Origin of the sequence: Legionella impletisoli (assembly GCF_900639875.1) — a bacterium.
In the GTDB taxonomy this organism is placed as follows: domain Bacteria; phylum Pseudomonadota; class Gammaproteobacteria; order Legionellales; family Legionellaceae; genus Legionella_A; species Legionella_A impletisoli.
In genome coordinates, this window is the sequence record NZ_CAAAIA010000001.1 from 216072 (window position 1) to 232189 (window position 16118).

The following is a 16118-nucleotide window of genomic DNA, read 5'->3' on the forward strand; positions in this document are numbered from 1 at the left end:
CAAAACTGGCAATATGAAGAACTATTGATGCGGTTTTTACAAGCCTCCTGGGATGCAGCGGCCGCAAGCGTCGCCGCCGAAATACTCCAAGAGGCTACATTGATAGACCAAGACTACTTGCTGGTGGGTTTAAATGCTCGCGCGATAGCGTGAGGTCGATGGTTCTCACTTCATCAAGGCGGCTAACGGCCGCCAAATCAGCCGGCAAGTCGCCCTCGTCCATCGCCGCAGCCGCCCACCGCGCGCCCACTGCCCAAGGCCCTCTACCCCCCCGCCCGAGCTCCCCGCGTATGAACGCAAAATTGAAACCAAGCCCAGAAGTAGAATACCCCGCGAGCGGGAACCACGAATCCTCGCGGCCTTTAAAATGATTATAAAAAGCTAATGTCCTGGGCAATGTTTCCTCCTTGAAGGATGGAGTAGGGTCAAACGAGCGGTCTTTTCTGCAATATTCTTGTGCGACATGCGCGGGAACCTCCCGCTGGGCTTTGCCCACGGCCATCCAGGCCGCCTCTAACTCATGCCAATTCTCATCCTTAACCCAACCATCATAGCCTTTCACGTAGGTATCTAGCGCGTCAATGAGGGGGTTTAAATCAAAATGTTTTGAATGCTCTATGGTTTTGCCATGCTGAAAGTACGTTAGTCCTTCTTCCTCTATCTTATCTATCCGAGTTAAAAGGTGGGCTTTGGTCTCCTCATCCATATGATGCTCCAACATACGGCGCATATGGGTATCTTTGGCCCAATAGGCGTATTCATAAGCAGTGCAGTTAAATATTCGCTCCGAGTAATCGGTAAACTTACCCGCGGTTCTGAGAAGAGTCTGCAGGTTCTGTGGAGCATTCAAAACGCTTTCTGCTTCCTCTTGTTTGCCTTTCGCCACATCATGTAAAAATTGACGTACTTGGAAGGCGGGTAATGCAAAACAGGCCTCTTTGACCTGCTTGGGTAGTCTTTCCCATGGGACATCGTCAAGTTTATCCAATAAGGCTTCTGGTTTGATATCGACCTCGGTGGCCATGGGTTCCTGTGTGCGAGGTTTGATTTCAGGACGGGGCGTTTTGCGGATTTCTTCAAAGTATGTTTGATGAGGAGCTGTGGGGTCCACGATGTTCGCAAAATCCGTGCAAATTAATCCATTAAGGCTTATAAATATAGCGCTCCTTCCTGTCGCCTTGGTGTCTAATATCATGAAATCATCCATATATGGATTTTCTTTGGTGGCCGTGACTGTTCGATAGGTGGTTTCAAATTTTTGTTGAATGCTGTCCTTATCTTTTTCACTTAAAGAACGAGACAATCCGAATTCAGCCGCATAAGCATTGCAGAAAGAACAAATGATGTTTTCCACGTCATCACCCATACTTAAGGCTTCTGACACAGTCTCAACCAACGCTTGACTTAAAGAGGGGGAGGAATCCAGAATCACCCCAAAATTTTGATTACTGATACCTTTGGCTCGACAATACACATTCATAACGCCTAAGTAAAATTGCGTCATGATGGATAAACGCTCGGCTTTATCTTCTGCATTGGCTTCGCGAACCGAATAAAATACGGGCGCGTCAATGGTCGTCCAGAGGCTTGGTGCACAACTATTCAATAGCCCCACCATATACGCTTCGGCTGTTAGCTTGACATCTTCCGGTTCCTTGTATTGTTCATTAATGTAAGCTCGGTCTATAAACTTGGCTCTTTGGTCTTTCGTAAAGTCAATGTCTTGATGAAACAGCCTTTGGCAATGTTTTGTTAAAAGCCGCTGGATGGTTTCGAAGGAATCGTCCTCTTCATCGTTTAAGTCACGCAATACGGCGTCTGTTAGTTGGGTTTGAGGGTCAAGTTTTTTTAGGATGGTCTTACGGAAAATAACCTGCATGCTATTGTATAAAGGAGATAAAGGCTCCATTGCCGCATCATTACGCCGGTTTACATTAAATACTGGATTCACCACCTCGGAGTATGGGTCTTGTATGCGCGGTCGCAATTGAATGCTGTATAAATTGGAGGGTTTGGAGAGAAAATGGGCGACAGAATTCCCATAGCTACCCCTCATGACTTTTACCGCTTCCAGGTATTTATTGATTTGAGCCAAGCGCTCTTCTTTCGCTTGGTATAAAGGATTTCCTTTCCCCAGTAATAACATGTCAAATTCAAGCGCGCTTTTATAAAACTCCAGTTCATTGATGGCGCCGCCTTCCGCAAAAAAAGCTCTTAACTCCAGGCTTGCTTTACAAGTATTGTCAGTACTGATGTCCTCACCCGCAATAAATGGAACCAGAAGATGCATTTGATTGGTATCGGAATTGATGTAGAGGTATTTCGATGAGGTAGGCTCAGTTAATGGAATGCGCATGAATGTTTAGCTGTAAAATTAATTAAGCCGATTTTAAACCATAATGATTAAATTGTGAAATTATGATTTGATATGTAATCGACTCCGAATAAGTTAATAGGCGGGATTTAAGAAGAAATGTGTTAAAAATAAAGTTGATTGTTTAAGTTTGCTTTGGATTGGCATTATACCTCACTTAAGCTTCCTCATTTAATAATTTAAGCAATGTTCGCAAATTTTAACCTACTAATAAATTGTTTAAACAGCTGTTCTACTTTGTCCCAATCATCAATCCATGGCATATGACCTGCATTTTGTATGGTTTCAATTATTATATTATTCCTCTTAAATCGACTATCATTTTCAAATAGTTCGGGCGGGGTCATGCAGTCTTCTGTTCCACAGATAATTAAAGTTTTTACTTCTTGAGGGATCCACTCTGCACGAAAGTTTAACTCTGCAACTTTCATTTGCCACCAATTAGCAGCATGGTAATTAAATGGAAGATTCTGTAAAACCTCTTTTCCTTCATCCAAAGTCTCGTCAGTAAAATAATACGGAGCGCATGCCATTAATGCTGCCTTAAATGTATTTGGGTTTGGATTCTGTACAAATTCTTGAAGCGGCGCTTCCATAGAAGGTTTATCTTTTTCTTTTGCAATTCTATTGGCTGTTTCATGCCATAGAGTTGGGGATGAATTAAGAATTACAAAGCCTGATAATAACTTCTCAAGCTGAGGAAATAAGAGAGGGAACATTCCACCAAAGGATTGGCCAACTAAGACTGGATTTTCAAATCTTTTTATTAAGGGAAGCAATAGCTCAAACCAAGCATTAAAATCATAATCATCACTAACATCATTACTCCCATTATTTGGAAGATCAATAAGCCATGTATTACCTGGCAAGGCTAATCCCTTTGCAAGTTCTTCAAGGTATTGAGAGTCTGCACCGGGACCACCAGGAAGAAAAAGCCAGTTATAGTTTCCACCTTGCTGGCTTGAAATCAGTTGATATCTAGTTGAGTTTTCATCCCAAAAATAGTTTTTTAAAGCCATTGTTGCTCTCTATCTTCATTAATTATTTTATACACTGTGGATAGACTAATCTTTAAATCTTTTGTAATTTTAGATGCACCATACCAGGGCTAATATAAGTTTTTCACTATATTGTGATAAATTTTCTCTTTCTACCAAACTAAGCCCTTTTTTAGCATTGCAGTTACTTTGCTGCATGTTCAAAGCGTCGTAACATGAAATCAATATTTTTTTCGATAAATGAGATTATTTTTTCAACCATTTTGCTATTGATCCCCTGAGCGTGAAGATGAGCTTTTTCTTGATAAGCTGCTTTTAATAGCTTTTTTGCAATATCGTTTATTAACTTCTCCATAGCAAGATAACGATAATTTATAGACTCACAGAGCTGCTCCCAATGCCTTGGGAGAACTTCATCACTATTATATTTACTTCCAATTTTCATAGCCATTCTTGCTGTTAAGCCCTCATAAACTCGTGTACAAACTAGATCATAAAATGGAGCAAGTTTTATGGCGCCGCTGCTATGATGCAGCAAGGAAAAATTCTTACCATGAGCATCCATGTTTCCGATTAGAGCGTTAAAAACAATGGCTCTGGCAAGATGGTTTCGATCGATAGCAGGTATCGCGGTTTGATTTAAAAGCTCAAACAGATCTTTAAACCCAGGGCCGCCTTCGTTTTGATATTTTCTTGATGTCAATACGCCCAATGCTTGACAAAAATCTTCTTGATGAATGCGTGTTACCTGATTATTGGAAATGTGTCGATCGTATCGCTCAACTAATAAAAATTGAATATCCTTAAGCTTATGCAAACTAACATCGGCTACTGGTAGTCCAACATGTTTTGCTAATCGCATACAAAAGTATTCATTCACACCTAATTCTTCGAATTGGGTTGGAGTAGGTTTTAAGATATGGGTTGTTGGACAACTACCTTCTGGTAAGGTAATTTGATTATCGATGAGACATACTGCAGCTTTGTCCTGTACCCCGGCAAGCGATAATCTCACCCCTTCTACGTCAATGAATAAAGGTTTTTTGGGAAGTTGCTTAATGTGTTCATATAAACACTCATTTGAAAGAAATTTTCCTTTTAATACAAAGCTACTTTGCGTCAAAACGGGTTCATCGATGCCATGACATGAAATAGCCCCAGCACAATCATAACCAATAGCTTTTAATAAGGCATAAGAGTTATAAGGACTTACATGATAATATTTTCCTATTAACTTACGCGCTTCTTCACTTTCTGGAAGTAATCCGCCAAAAAAAGCTTCTACTTGCTGACCTTTATAAGGCTCTTCTCGAATTGGCATGCCTATGGAAATTGGATTTGTTGAATCGTTTTGGTAACTAAAAAGAATTTGGCCCAAATCATTCTGCTCTAGTATGCCAATGGGTTGACCATGTAACCGAATAGAGAGTTTGTTTTCTTTCATTAGACTAATAATCCATTGTCGGGTTAGCTGCCTCAATCTTAATGCCTAACATTTGCGCAATAATTAATGCTTTTTCTAATTGGCAAGTGGGCTTACCTTGTTCGAGCTCACGTATGAATCGCTCTCCAATACCTGAAGCTGCGGCTAATTGGGCTTGCGTTAATTTATTTTTTTTGCGAGTGTCCTTAATTAAAGCACCAAAGTCTTTGGTTGAGGCGATATTCATTAAAAATCGTCCTTATCGGGATGTTTTTAGTAAGTATAACGCCTAATGAACATAAATCAACCCGATCGGGTCGATTTATGAATTTATATAAAAATTAAGCCAAAAAAGTACCGATCGGGTTGATAATTTAAATGGTAAACTAATAGCTAGGTTTCTTAAGGTTTAAATCAATCTCATTGAGCATGGCAGCTAAGCGACAGCCCGCGAGGGCGATTCTTTCTTTTGAAATCTGTATGGCTCGATCTTGATAGGCTTGTTTTGGAACGGTGCAGGGTTTCAAATTGTAGGAAAAATTTTTAGCAAATTGGTGAGACTCTTTAGCCCAATGTTCAGGACTTAAGTCCATGCGCTTCGGATTACAGGGGAATTGTTGTTCAATACGGTTTGCTAGTTCAATGATTTGTTGACGATTATAATGTCTTTGCCCGGAAAGAAAGCCCGCACCTTTATCCCAATACTGATGTAAATTATTACCGACCTCGTTTTTTCCTAGCTCGACTAAATTACCACCTAAATCTCCAGCTGGATGTTGATGACTAACGCGTGAGGCGGCATGAAGAGGCTGGTGGATGTCGCCTGCGACATGAATTAAAATTCTAAGACTTAATCCTTTGTCAAAATCACTCGCCTTATTGCTTTTAAGCGTTTTTATGGCTTGTTGCATCGCCCATAGTGCATTGATCTGCTGAGTCGAAGGAAGAGGACTGCTGTCTTCTGAAAAAAACCAATCGATATAATGAAATGTATTATACCAATTGACATCTTGTGCTCTTAATCCATCCAACCAAACTGACGCATTAACGAAGGTTTGGGGTCGATATTCTCGATCCATAGAATGAATGAGATGGTTAAAATCCCGTTTTGCACCCTTAGATAAATGGTTATAAGCAATTTGGGCAATAATACGGTGCCCAACCGAATTCCAAGCATAGGAGAAAGTCATAGTGCTCAAGAGCAAAATAATCCCACCTAAGAAACGTATTGTACCCATGGCTTTACCCCAAATAAGGTGACCAAGCTGGCTCTTGGACATCACCTTCTCGGGAAGGAAGTCGCATACGAATACGTCCGTCAATCGAAACCACAGCCAAAACGCCTTTGTCTTGATGTTTCGTTGCGTAAAGGACTAATCGACCATTAGGTGAAACCGATGGCGACTCGTCCATGAGTGATGAGGTTAGCGTATCAACCCTACCTGTATCCAAATGTTGCACCCCTATATTAAATCGTTGATCTTCACGATGAAGCATTACGATGTATTTTTCATTCGGAGTATACGATGCACGAGCGTTATAGTTTCCTTCGTAGGTCACGCGATTTACCTTACCTGATGCAAGTTCCAGTCGGTAAATTTGAGGTGAGCCACCACGTCCAGAAGTAAACAATAAATATTTGCCATCAGGGGAATAACGAGGTTCTGTATCAATCGCCTTGCCAAAAGTTAATTGCTTCATTCTGCCTGTATGAAGGTTAACACTGAAAATATTGGGTGAGCCGTCTTTTGATAATACAACAGCCATTTCCTGCCCATCAGGTGACCAAGCGGGAGCGCCATTAATTCCTGTAAAACTTGTAATTAACCGACGCTTTCCCGTTTCAACTTGTACGGTATAGATTTGGGCACGTTTATTTTCAAACGACACATACGCAATTTGTTTCCCATCTGGTGACCAAGTCGGAGACATAATAGGTTCCGTAGACATGAGTAGCGTTTGGGGATTATGTCCATCCACATCGGCAACTTCTAACGTAAATTTCCTTCTTTCACCAGAGTGTTGCACTAAAATGTAAGCGATTCGGGTAGAAAAAACTCCTCGCTCACCTGTGAGTTTTTCATATACCTCATCGCTAATATGATGCGCCAGAGCTCTTAAATCATTGCTTCGTACATTGTAGCTTTTAGTCAGTAAGAGGCGGCCATGGGCTGCCGCATCAAATAATTCAAATCGAACATTAAATTGGTTGGATCCAACTTCTGATACAGAACCCGATAAAACACTATCTGCACCAGCGCCTCGCCATACGGTGATGGGTAAATCCACCTGGGTGGCATTACTTCGCGGAGGAATTATTCGAAATTGGCCTGAAAGGCGCAAATCATTTTTAATCACCTCAAACACTTCTTTGGCTTCACGGCTTCCTTTAAATTCATTTATTCCAATAGGCAACGCGGCATTAACGCCTTGAGTAAGTTCCAAATCAAGAGCAAAGGTAACATTTGCTAATAAAATACAAATAAGTACAACGAAGCGTTTCATGAATTACCCCCTAGCGTTCTCTGGGCGAACGGTTAAACTGATATCTCTAAATACATTGAAAGCATCGGGATCGCTAGGCACCGGTAAGGGTGAAGCTTTATAAATAGCCGATTGTGCGGAACGGTCTAAAATAGGATCTCCACTGCTGCGAATAAGGCTCACCTCTAACACCGCACCGGTTGGAGCCAACCGGATTCTAAATTGACTAGATAAACTTGAATCGACATTATCTGGCAAAATCCACTGTCGACTAATTGCATTAATAATGAGCGCCTTATATTTATCTACTTCACCAGCTATTCGGGCGTTTTTTTCAGCCTCTCTCGCTGCTTGTTCCGCAGCTAGTTGACGTTTCCGCTCTTCTTCTGCCTTTGCTTGTGCAACTTGCTTTTTCTTTAACTCAGCCAATTTAGCTGCTTCAGCCTCCTGCTGTTTTTTTAATTGCACTTCTTTCTCTTTGATTTCAGCCAATCTTTTTTCTTCTGCTTCTTTTTGTTTAGCTAATTGTTTGAGGCGATTTTGTTCTTCGGCTAATTTTCTTTGCTGTTCTTTAGCCAGTTTTACCGCTTCTTCTTTCAACCGCTCAACCCGTTTTTGTTCTTCAAGCCGTTGCCTTTTGGCTTCCTGCGCTTCTTTTTTTAATGCGAGTTGCTTTCGCTCTTCAGAGAGTTTTTGCTGCCGTCTTTCTTCTTTGAGTTTGTTAATTGTTTCCTGGACTTCCTGGCTATCCACACTGGCAGCTTTGATAGCTTTTTCTTCAAGAGAAGGCTCTTTGGGTGCGAGCGCACTTTCGTTTTTAGCGCTTAACATCAAGGTGGGACGTTCACTACTTGGATTAGACAACAACAAAATGACAACAACCAAATGTATGGCTATGGCACAGGCGAATGCAACTCGATAACTACGTTGCTCAATCATGCCATATTCTCCCCGGATTGTTCATTAGAATCCGTAATTAGACCAACTTGTTCTGCACCTGCTTTTTTAAGTAAGCTCATTGCAACAACCACTTTACCATAGGATACGCCTTGATCTCCTTTAACCAAAACATTGATCGGTGCTTTTCCTTGGCGCGCTAATTCAAGCTCTGCTGCCACTCTGACCATTAATTTTTGCGGATCAATAGGTAGATTTGGATTAGCACTAATATTCAAAAAATATTCGCCATCACGATTCACTGAAACAATAATGGGTTCACGTTCTGTTGTTTGAACACTTTCGCTGGCGGCTTTAGGTAAATCAACGGTAACACCTTGGGTTAACATGGGAGCTGTGATCATAAAAATCACGAGCAATACCAACATCACGTCGATATAAGGGACAACATTAATCTCAGCCATTGGACTTGAACGAAAGTTGCTTTTCTTTACCATGATTCATCCTTTTCCAGAGGTACCTGTTTGTTGGGTGATGAGCGCTATTAGCTCTTCTTGAAACAGATCATAACGGTCAAGCAACTCGTTGGCTTTCGTTGTGTAACGGTTATAGGCAATAACGGCTGGAATCGCAGTGAATAACCCTAACGCGGTAGCAACTAAGGCTTCGGAAATTCCTGGAGCAACCATTGCGATAGTTGCTTGTTGCGCCTGACCTAGCGCTTGGAAAGAAGTCATGATTCCCCATACCGTGCCAAACAGGCCAACATAAGGGGCAATAGAGCCAATGGAAGCAAATAAGGGCAAGTGCTGTTCCAGTCGTGCAGCTTCTTTAGCATGACTTATTTGCATCACGCGTTGTATAGGCTCATTTACGATATCGCCGTGCTTTCGTAAGCGAAGGAACTCTTTAAAGCCTGTATAAAATATCGCAGCTAATCCCTGTTTTTCATCTGAACGGCTATCCAAACTACTGTAGAGCTTAGTTAAATCATCAGAGTCCCAGAAACGTTCGTTGAATGATTGATATTGCTGCTTCATTTTTCGGAAATACCACGCTCTTTGTAGAATAAGAGTCCAGGAGGCAATGGAGGCAGCAAGCAAAATAAGCATAACCGTTTTAACAACGAACCCCGCTTGGAAAAAATATCCGAGCACCGTCATATGATTCGCCACGTTTATCTCCTCTTAGAGCAACTGTTTAAAAGACTAAATATAAGTTCCCGCCTACGCGGAAATGACAAAAAACTTTTATTTTCTAAGATTATCTGGCAATCGCCTTGGCTTCAAGGCATCATTTAAGCAAACCACCAGAATATCTCCCTCACAAAGCACTTTATCCGACTGATTACTCATCATTTGTTTAAATAGGAGGCTAGTAGCGCGATGAGTTTCCACGGTTGTTTTAATCGTTAGTTGATCATCTAAATGCGCTGGAGCAATATAGCGAATCTTTGCCTCTTTGATGGCAAACTGTGTACCTGATTTTGCCAACTTAGGTAGTGAAAAACCTAACTCACGTAATAATTCTGAGCGGGCTCGCTCAAAAAAACAAAGGTAATTGGCATGGTACACAATCCCCATGTGATCAACTTCCTCTGCATAAACTCTGCAAGTGAAACTATATGATTGACTCATAAAACACGTTCTTTAATTTTATAACCAAAATGTTGGTAAGCAGTGTCTGTAGCCATTCGACCGCGAGGCGTTCTCATTAAAAACCCTTGTTGAATTAGATAAGGTTCTAACACATCCTCAATGGTTCCTTTTTCTTCTCCAATAGCAGCAGCAATGCTATCAATACCTACTGGACCGCCAGAGAAACGCTCAATAATAGCTAATAAAAGTTTTCGGTCCATAACATCAAAGCCATGATGATCAACGTGCAACATATCCAGTGCCAATTGTGCTATTTCTTGAGTAATCAAACCATTCCCTTTGACTTCAGCATAATCTCGTACACGACGAAGTAAGCGATTAGCAATACGTGGTGTACCGCGAGCACGTTGAGCAATTTCACATGCCCCCGCTTCATCGGCGATAACCCCAAGCAGCTTAGCAGAGCGCTTCACAATATAGGTTAATGCGTCCACCGAATAAAATTCAAGTCGCTGAACAATTCCAAAGCGATCACGCAAAGGAGAGGTTAATGAACCTGCTCGCGTTGTTGCGCCAATGAGCGTAAATGGAGGTAATTCCAGCTTAATCGAACGAGCGGCAGGCCCCTCACCTATCATAATATCAAGTTTATAATCTTCCATCGCTGGATAAAGCACTTCTTCAATAACTGGACTTAAGCGGTGAATTTCATCAATAAATAAAACGTCGTTTTCCTGTAGATTGGTTAAAATTGCTGCAATATCACCGGCTCTCTCAAGAACAGGTCCAGATGTTTGACGAAGATTTACACCCATTTCATGAGCAATGATGTTGGCTAGGGTCGTTTTGCCAAGTCCAGGAGGACCAAAAATAAGAACATGATCCAATGCATCTTGTCGCTTAATCGCCGCTTCAATGAAAATACGCATTTGAGAGCAGACTTCATCTTGCCCAATATATTCATCAAGTCGCAAAGGCCGAATGGCTCTATCAATTTCTTCTTCAGAATCCAAAGTTTTTACGCTGACGAGGCGATCGCTTTCCAACATGGCTTTTTATTATTAATTAGGGAAACTTGATTTTATCATAGGATTTTGGTCCTGGCTCCTGTAAAAGCAAAGAGAACTACTTTTTTAAATTTAACGATTTAAACACCAAGCACACATTGACCAATTATGGTTCTTTTTGTTATAATTAATGACTTTCAGTTTCTTGTGCTGGCATCTCATGATGTCAATCATTGTTGTCTATGTCGTACTCAATTAACACGTTAAATCCCAATCCAAAAGATCTTCTTTTGTTAACCAAATTATTCAACCAGTATCCGCTACTAATCGATTTCAGAAGAAAAACTAAATTTCCCATTGATGAAAACGACGTAATACTCTCTCATACGCTTATCGTGCTAAACAGAAGCGATGGTGTTTTCCAGTGTGCGGTGATCGATAAATATCCTTTTAGTCATGGAGGTTGTAGCGCAGTCTTTCATGTCATTAATAATTTTTCTTTGCAAAACAACCGACTCATGCCACAAAAACCATTTCCTGGCGAGATGATTTGTAAATCACAAAGGCACTCCGATGATAGTGTGCATGAGTTCGAGATGTCACAAAGAGCGGATCATTTAGCTGTTTATCCAAACTATCTTCTTAGTACACAATATATTGATACTCTTTCCTATTTGTTTCTAAAAAAACAACCTGGCAAAGAATTTTACTATCTTTTAATACCTGTTAATGCATGGCGACCTAATATACAAACTCGATTTAAATTATCGATTAAATTACTTACTGCCCTAAAAGAACAAGTGCATGATCAAGGATTAGTCCATCGAGATATTAAACCTGAAAATATTTTAGTCGCAATAGAAAAAAATGTGATTCAAGTCAATATCATTGATTTCGCATTCGCTTGTCCTTTAGGAGAACAACCCTTGTTTGGTGTAGGCACTCCTGATTTCATTGCTCCAGAGTGTTATAAGCCAGAAGGAAATATTCTTTCCGAACTTCCCACTGCAGATTACACCATCGACGTATATGCCATGGCAATTGTACTAAAGGAGTTATGGGCATCTGATAAACCACCGATATCCGTTCTTACAAATGAAAATCTTGATGAGTACTTGAAACCAATACACGCCAACTCGCTAGCTGGCGAAAATCTATCTTTTGTAGAATATGTTACCTTATTTCGCATCATACTTGCGATGGCAGAGCCTCGACCTGAAAATCGAATCTCTCTTACGCAGGCAATTGAACACATAACGAGTTTAATGACATCTGTCTTTGAGCGACATAAGCTAGAAGCATTCGAAAGAACACAAAAACAACGTCTTTCAGCACAACGGTATAAATTGACAAAAATTGTTCCCGAGCCTACAGAATCGGTCGAAATCGGCTCTCTTAGTCACTCAACCGCATCAGTCCATAATCACACTGCATCTTCAGAACAAAAAACAGGACGCCCATGGTGCTCGTTCTTTAAAAAAGCAATATTCTGTTGTACAAAACATAACTCTCAAGTTCTTCCAGTAGAGCACGTATCTAGCGCGGCTAGAGTTACGACATTAGAATTACATCCTAATTTGTAATTTTATTAAATTAGCTCGCGATAAAAGGATTGGGTGCATGAATAAATCAAATAGAATTCTTTCTCTGGATGTTTTTCGGGGTATAGTAGTTGCGTTCATGATCGTTGTGAATAGTCCTGGCCAGCCTATCACTTATGCTTGGCTTTCTCATGCTCCATGGCATGGTTGTACCCTTGCAGACTTGGTATTTCCTTTTTTCCTATTTATTGTTGGCATTTCATTGGTCTTAGCGCTGTCTTCTGCCAAGATAAGCTTTGAAAGTAAAGGAGAAATTGTTACAAAAATCATCAAACGAGCCGCCTTTTTGTTTGCTATTGGATTACTCTTAAATCTTCTTCCTAATCATTTTAATCTAGAGAGTTTAAGATTTTATGGTGTATTGCAACGCATCGCAGTATGTTATTTAATCGCAGGATTATTATTTCTTTATACAAACCAACGCGCTCAGGTCATTTTAACCCTTGGTATTTTAATAGCCTATTGGTTTATCATGACCTTAGTTCCTACTGCTGGGTTTGGCCCAAATAACCTCTCGCCAGAAGGAAATGTCGCAGCGTTTATAGATCAATTAATTTTTTCTTCATCTCATTTATATGGAAAAGCATATGACCCTGAAGGATTTCTAAGCACCTTTCCTGCCATTGCAACCACTTTATCAGGCGTCATATTTGGATCTTGGCTTTTTAAAGGCCGAGCCAACCCCCAGCAACAACTACGCTCAATGGTTTTCATTGGCTTAGTACTTATAGTGTCTGGTTTTTGTTGGGGACTATTTTTCCCAATGAATAAAGCCCTTTGGACTAGTTCTTATGTTCTATGGTGTAATGGTTGGGCGGTGTTATCGCTTACGATTTTATTTTACTTTATCGATATTAAACAATTGAGAAATGGTTTATACCCATTGAGATTCTTAGGCCAACATGCTTTAACTGCGTATGTATTACACGTGTTTTTTCTAAAAATACAAGCCTTAATTAAAATTAACCAACCTTATGGTTCAGCAATTAATTTAAAACGCTATATCACCCAACTATTGTTTGGGTGGGCGCCCGATAAAGTCTCCTCATTGCTGTTTGCCTTAAGCTATACCCTTTTTTGCTTTGGCCTAATCGTTTTTATTCATTTCCTAAAAATAAACGTACAAAAGAAACAAACTCATTTAACCACTAACCTTCGCTAAACCATCAACTTTTAGAATGATGCGAATTCGTTGTAATTCCGATTTGGTCAGTTGATCATGAAACAGAATTAATTTTTTCTTGGTATAAGCATTCGTTAAGGTGAATATAGAAAAAAAGCTTGAGTCAAACGATAGCTCTAAATGCTCAAATTTTTGCACTTTAGTTTTGCTTGTGCGGATAATCCATCCAGTTTTGTTGTATTCAATTTGTTTTATATTTTCTTCAAGTCCCTGAGCCTTGTATATTGCTAGTACAAAAAGAGTAGGAAAACTGCTTAATAATAACACCCACACATTGCTAAAGAATATTGATTGGGAAAATACAATAAATGTCAGCCCACTCAGCATATGCAATAGTTTTTTGAAATCTTTAGAAGGATTAAGCGTGATTAGAAGATTTGATGCAGGAAACAATTTCTTTTAGCTCCTGGTCAGAAATGGGCTCATCCGTCATCAGCAAAAAATACAACTCTGGATCTTCTAATTCCAGTAATCGTTCAAAAGAAGATAATTGTTCTTTAGACAATGTTTCTAGCGTCTGCTCTCTGAATCGGTTAAGGATTAAATCGAGTTCCAGCATCCCTCTTCGGCAGTTCCATTTGATTTTTGCTTTCCGCTCTGGTGAGATCATAGAGATAAATATTAACAACGTTTTAGTTACAATGTTATACTGGGCATTAGCATCATCTTGCAGCCATTATGCTGCCTGAAGTATAACCCATGAGAACTCAACCAGCAATTGCTAACTATCATGAAGCCTAACTCATACACCATCAACCAGCGCCCTCTTTCTTTGTATTCAACCCTTGAAAATGAGTTACAATTTGAAGCCACTAAAAATTACTTATTTGATCTATCCTATCTCGGTTTGGTTCAAGTAGAAGGAGATAACAGCAAATCGTTCTTACAAGGCCAGCTAACTTGTGATGTTGCAAATATTCAGCCAGACCATATGAAGCCAGGAGCGCTATGCAATCTTAAAGGTCGAATTTTAGCGCTTATGGACGTATTGCAATGGCATGGAGTCAAACTGGTTTTACCTAAGGATATGATTGATCTAACTCTGTCTGATTTGGCTAAAACAGCGATGTTTTCTAGAGTTAAATTATCTGAACAACCTATAAAGAAAATTTTAGGTTTTTATTGCCAAAACTCAGAAGATCTCATGCCCTCTATGATTGAGGTGCCCGAAACGCTTCATCAAGTAAAGCAAACCGAGGGGTATTGTATCTACCGCATTAGTTCTAAATTACATATTATTTTGCTCGATCATCAAGATATTGATCCAATTAAAGAACCATTCATAACAAACAAGCAATGGAAAGGGAGTTTAGCCTGGCATAAATTACAATTACTCGATCACTTATATGAACTTTACCCAGAGTCAACGGGAGTTTTTTTACCACACCGCCTAGGTTTACATAATACTGAACGAATTAGCTTTAATAAGGGTTGTTATCGTGGTCAAGAAATTATTGCCCGCACGCATTATCGTGCTAAATTAAAACACGAAATGAGGTTATATATTATCAAATCTCAAGAAGCGTTGCATGTAGGGCAACCATTATTTTCAACAGATGAGCCACGGCTTGAAATTGGAGAGCTCGTTGATTATTGCCCTATTGGGAATGATCAAACCATGATTGCGGCAAGTGTGCTGATAGAAAACGACTCGCCTCAATGCTATATCGGGGACCATCTTCAAGCAGTCAAGCTCGTACCCATACAAGCCAGGGCAAACGCATGAAAAGGCAATTTTTAACTCAATATGAAAAATAATTCGTCTTTGCGAGCACTAGCGAAGCAATCCATCGATGCTCCTATGAAATCCTGTACTGGATATGCTTCACTTCGTTCGCAATGACGACGGAATTTTTTTCATGTCTAGGCCCTGCCATACAAGCCAGATAATATTGACTCGCAATATCTTTAAGAGCGTCCCTAATTTGGCAACATGCTTTGTAGAACACGATCTTTATCCCAAAAATAATGCTTTACTGCTCCAGCGACATGCAATACCAGAAGACCAATTAATACCCAAGCAATAACACCATGGCTTTGATTCATGAATTTTGCCAACGCCTGGTTCGGCGCAATGGGTAAAGGCGCTTTAAATAAACCAAAGAATACAGGCGTTTTATCAGCAGCTGCTGACATGATCCAGCCTGAAAGCGGCATTGCAAATAAAAGCACATAAAAACTGTATTGGACTATGCGTGAAAACGCTTTCTCCCAAAATGGGACTGTGTTTGGAAGGCTAGGCTTTCCTGACTTTACAATCCAAATAACTCGAAGAACCATAAGCATTAACACCGTTAACCCGAATGATTTATGCATCATATATGCGAAAGGTTGAATAGCTTTAGGTAAATCATCCAGAAAAAAGCCAAAGCAAAGCATGAAGGTGACCATGATTGCAATCAGCCAATGAAAGAATTTTGAGCCAGATGAATATTGCACCATAGAATTCATTTTATTCTCTCCTTGAATAGGCCGCTGTAAAGCTCTGGCAATATTAGTGTATTTAAAGCCTTTGCTGCAAGCTAATTTTGAAAATACGTATCTCTTACTTGA

The 16118-nt window shown here is 40.1% G+C and carries 17 protein-coding genes; 3 read left to right on the forward strand and 14 right to left on the reverse strand.

All coding sequences use genetic code 11. The features are described 5' to 3' along the window. Positions 1-94 precede the first annotated feature (94 nt). From E1O41_RS01020 to ruvB, 11 genes are all read right to left on the reverse strand, one after another. Positions 95-2356 (reverse strand): hypothetical protein, encoded by a 2262-nt coding sequence (locus E1O41_RS01020; RefSeq protein ID WP_131775448.1) that lies wholly within the window; start codon positions 2354-2356, stop codon positions 95-97. A 197-nt stretch (positions 2357-2553) separates the two neighbouring features. Continuing rightward, positions 2554-3393, reverse strand: coding sequence for an alpha/beta fold hydrolase (locus tag E1O41_RS01025; protein WP_131775449.1), 840 nt, complete (start codon positions 3391-3393; stop codon positions 2554-2556). A gap of 163 nt (positions 3394-3556) precedes the next feature. After that, positions 3557-4816 (reverse strand): type II toxin-antitoxin system HipA family toxin, encoded by a 1260-nt coding sequence (locus E1O41_RS01030; protein ID WP_131775450.1) that lies wholly within the window; start codon positions 4814-4816, stop codon positions 3557-3559. Between the two features lie 4 nt (positions 4817-4820). Next, the gene (locus tag E1O41_RS01035; protein ID WP_131775451.1) at positions 4821-5042 is read right to left on the reverse strand and encodes a helix-turn-helix transcriptional regulator; all 222 of its coding nucleotides are present in this window, start codon (positions 5040-5042) and stop codon (positions 4821-4823) included. Between the two features lie 139 nt (positions 5043-5181). Further along, entirely contained in the window at positions 5182-6033 is an 852-nt protein-coding gene (locus tag E1O41_RS01040) for a S1/P1 nuclease (RefSeq protein ID WP_165481057.1), read from the reverse strand. Positions 6034-6037: 4 nt separating this feature from the next. Beyond that, complete coding sequence (gene tolB / locus E1O41_RS01045; RefSeq protein ID WP_131775453.1) at positions 6038-7300, reverse strand: Tol-Pal system beta propeller repeat protein TolB; 1263 nt, start codon at positions 7298-7300, stop codon at positions 6038-6040. Between the two features lie 3 nt (positions 7301-7303). Beyond that, positions 7304-8218 (reverse strand): cell envelope integrity protein TolA, encoded by a 915-nt coding sequence (gene tolA, locus E1O41_RS01050; RefSeq protein ID WP_131775454.1) that lies wholly within the window; start codon positions 8216-8218, stop codon positions 7304-7306. Then, positions 8215-8673, reverse strand: coding sequence for a protein TolR (gene tolR / locus E1O41_RS01055; protein WP_131775455.1), 459 nt, complete (start codon positions 8671-8673; stop codon positions 8215-8217). Before tolR ends, tolA begins: the two co-directional genes overlap by 4 nt. A gap of 3 nt (positions 8674-8676) precedes the next feature. Further along, positions 8677-9339 (reverse strand): protein TolQ, encoded by a 663-nt coding sequence (tolQ, locus tag E1O41_RS01060; protein ID WP_131775679.1) that lies wholly within the window; start codon positions 9337-9339, stop codon positions 8677-8679. An 87-nt stretch (positions 9340-9426) separates the two neighbouring features. Continuing rightward, positions 9427-9813: a YbgC/FadM family acyl-CoA thioesterase gene (locus tag E1O41_RS01065; protein ID WP_131775456.1), complete on the reverse strand. Its 387-nt coding sequence runs from the start codon at positions 9811-9813 to the stop codon at positions 9427-9429. Beyond that, positions 9810-10823: a Holliday junction branch migration DNA helicase RuvB gene (ruvB, locus tag E1O41_RS01070; protein WP_131775457.1), complete on the reverse strand. Its 1014-nt coding sequence runs from the start codon at positions 10821-10823 to the stop codon at positions 9810-9812. The genes E1O41_RS01065 and ruvB overlap by 4 nt, the downstream gene beginning before the upstream one ends. Before the next feature lie 200 nt (positions 10824-11023). Between ruvB and E1O41_RS01075 the strand changes: the two genes are divergently transcribed. Together E1O41_RS01075 and E1O41_RS01080 are read left to right on the forward strand one after the other, a co-directional pair. After that, positions 11024-12364 (forward strand): protein kinase domain-containing protein, encoded by a 1341-nt coding sequence (locus E1O41_RS01075; protein ID WP_131775458.1) that lies wholly within the window; start codon positions 11024-11026, stop codon positions 12362-12364. Between the two features lie 37 nt (positions 12365-12401). After that, positions 12402-13544, forward strand: coding sequence for an acyltransferase family protein (locus tag E1O41_RS01080; protein ID WP_131775459.1), 1143 nt, complete (start codon positions 12402-12404; stop codon positions 13542-13544). Here the strand turns inward: E1O41_RS01080 and E1O41_RS01085 are convergent. Both E1O41_RS01085 and E1O41_RS01090 read right to left on the reverse strand, forming a co-directional pair. Next, on the reverse strand, positions 13524-13958 hold the full coding sequence (locus E1O41_RS01085; protein ID WP_165481058.1) for a hypothetical protein: 435 nt from the start codon (positions 13956-13958) through the stop codon (positions 13524-13526). The genes E1O41_RS01080 and E1O41_RS01085 overlap by 21 nt on opposite strands. Continuing rightward, positions 13924-14124 carry an FAD assembly factor SdhE gene (locus E1O41_RS01090; protein WP_229669289.1) on the reverse strand — a complete coding sequence of 67 codons (201 nt, stop codon included), beginning with the start codon at positions 14122-14124 and terminating at the stop codon, positions 13924-13926. The genes E1O41_RS01085 and E1O41_RS01090 overlap by 35 nt, the downstream gene beginning before the upstream one ends. Before the next feature lie 171 nt (positions 14125-14295). Here E1O41_RS01090 and ygfZ point away from each other — a divergent pair, with 171 nt between their 5' ends. After that, on the forward strand, positions 14296-15291 hold the full coding sequence (gene ygfZ, locus E1O41_RS01095) for a CAF17-like 4Fe-4S cluster assembly/insertion protein YgfZ (protein WP_131775462.1): 996 nt from the start codon (positions 14296-14298) through the stop codon (positions 15289-15291). A gap of 194 nt (positions 15292-15485) precedes the next feature. Here the strand turns inward: ygfZ and E1O41_RS01100 are convergent, their stop codons facing one another. Continuing rightward, positions 15486-16016 carry a cytochrome b gene (locus E1O41_RS01100; protein WP_131775463.1) on the reverse strand — a complete coding sequence of 177 codons (531 nt, stop codon included), beginning with the start codon at positions 16014-16016 and terminating at the stop codon, positions 15486-15488. Between the last annotated feature and the right edge of the window lie 102 nt (positions 16017-16118).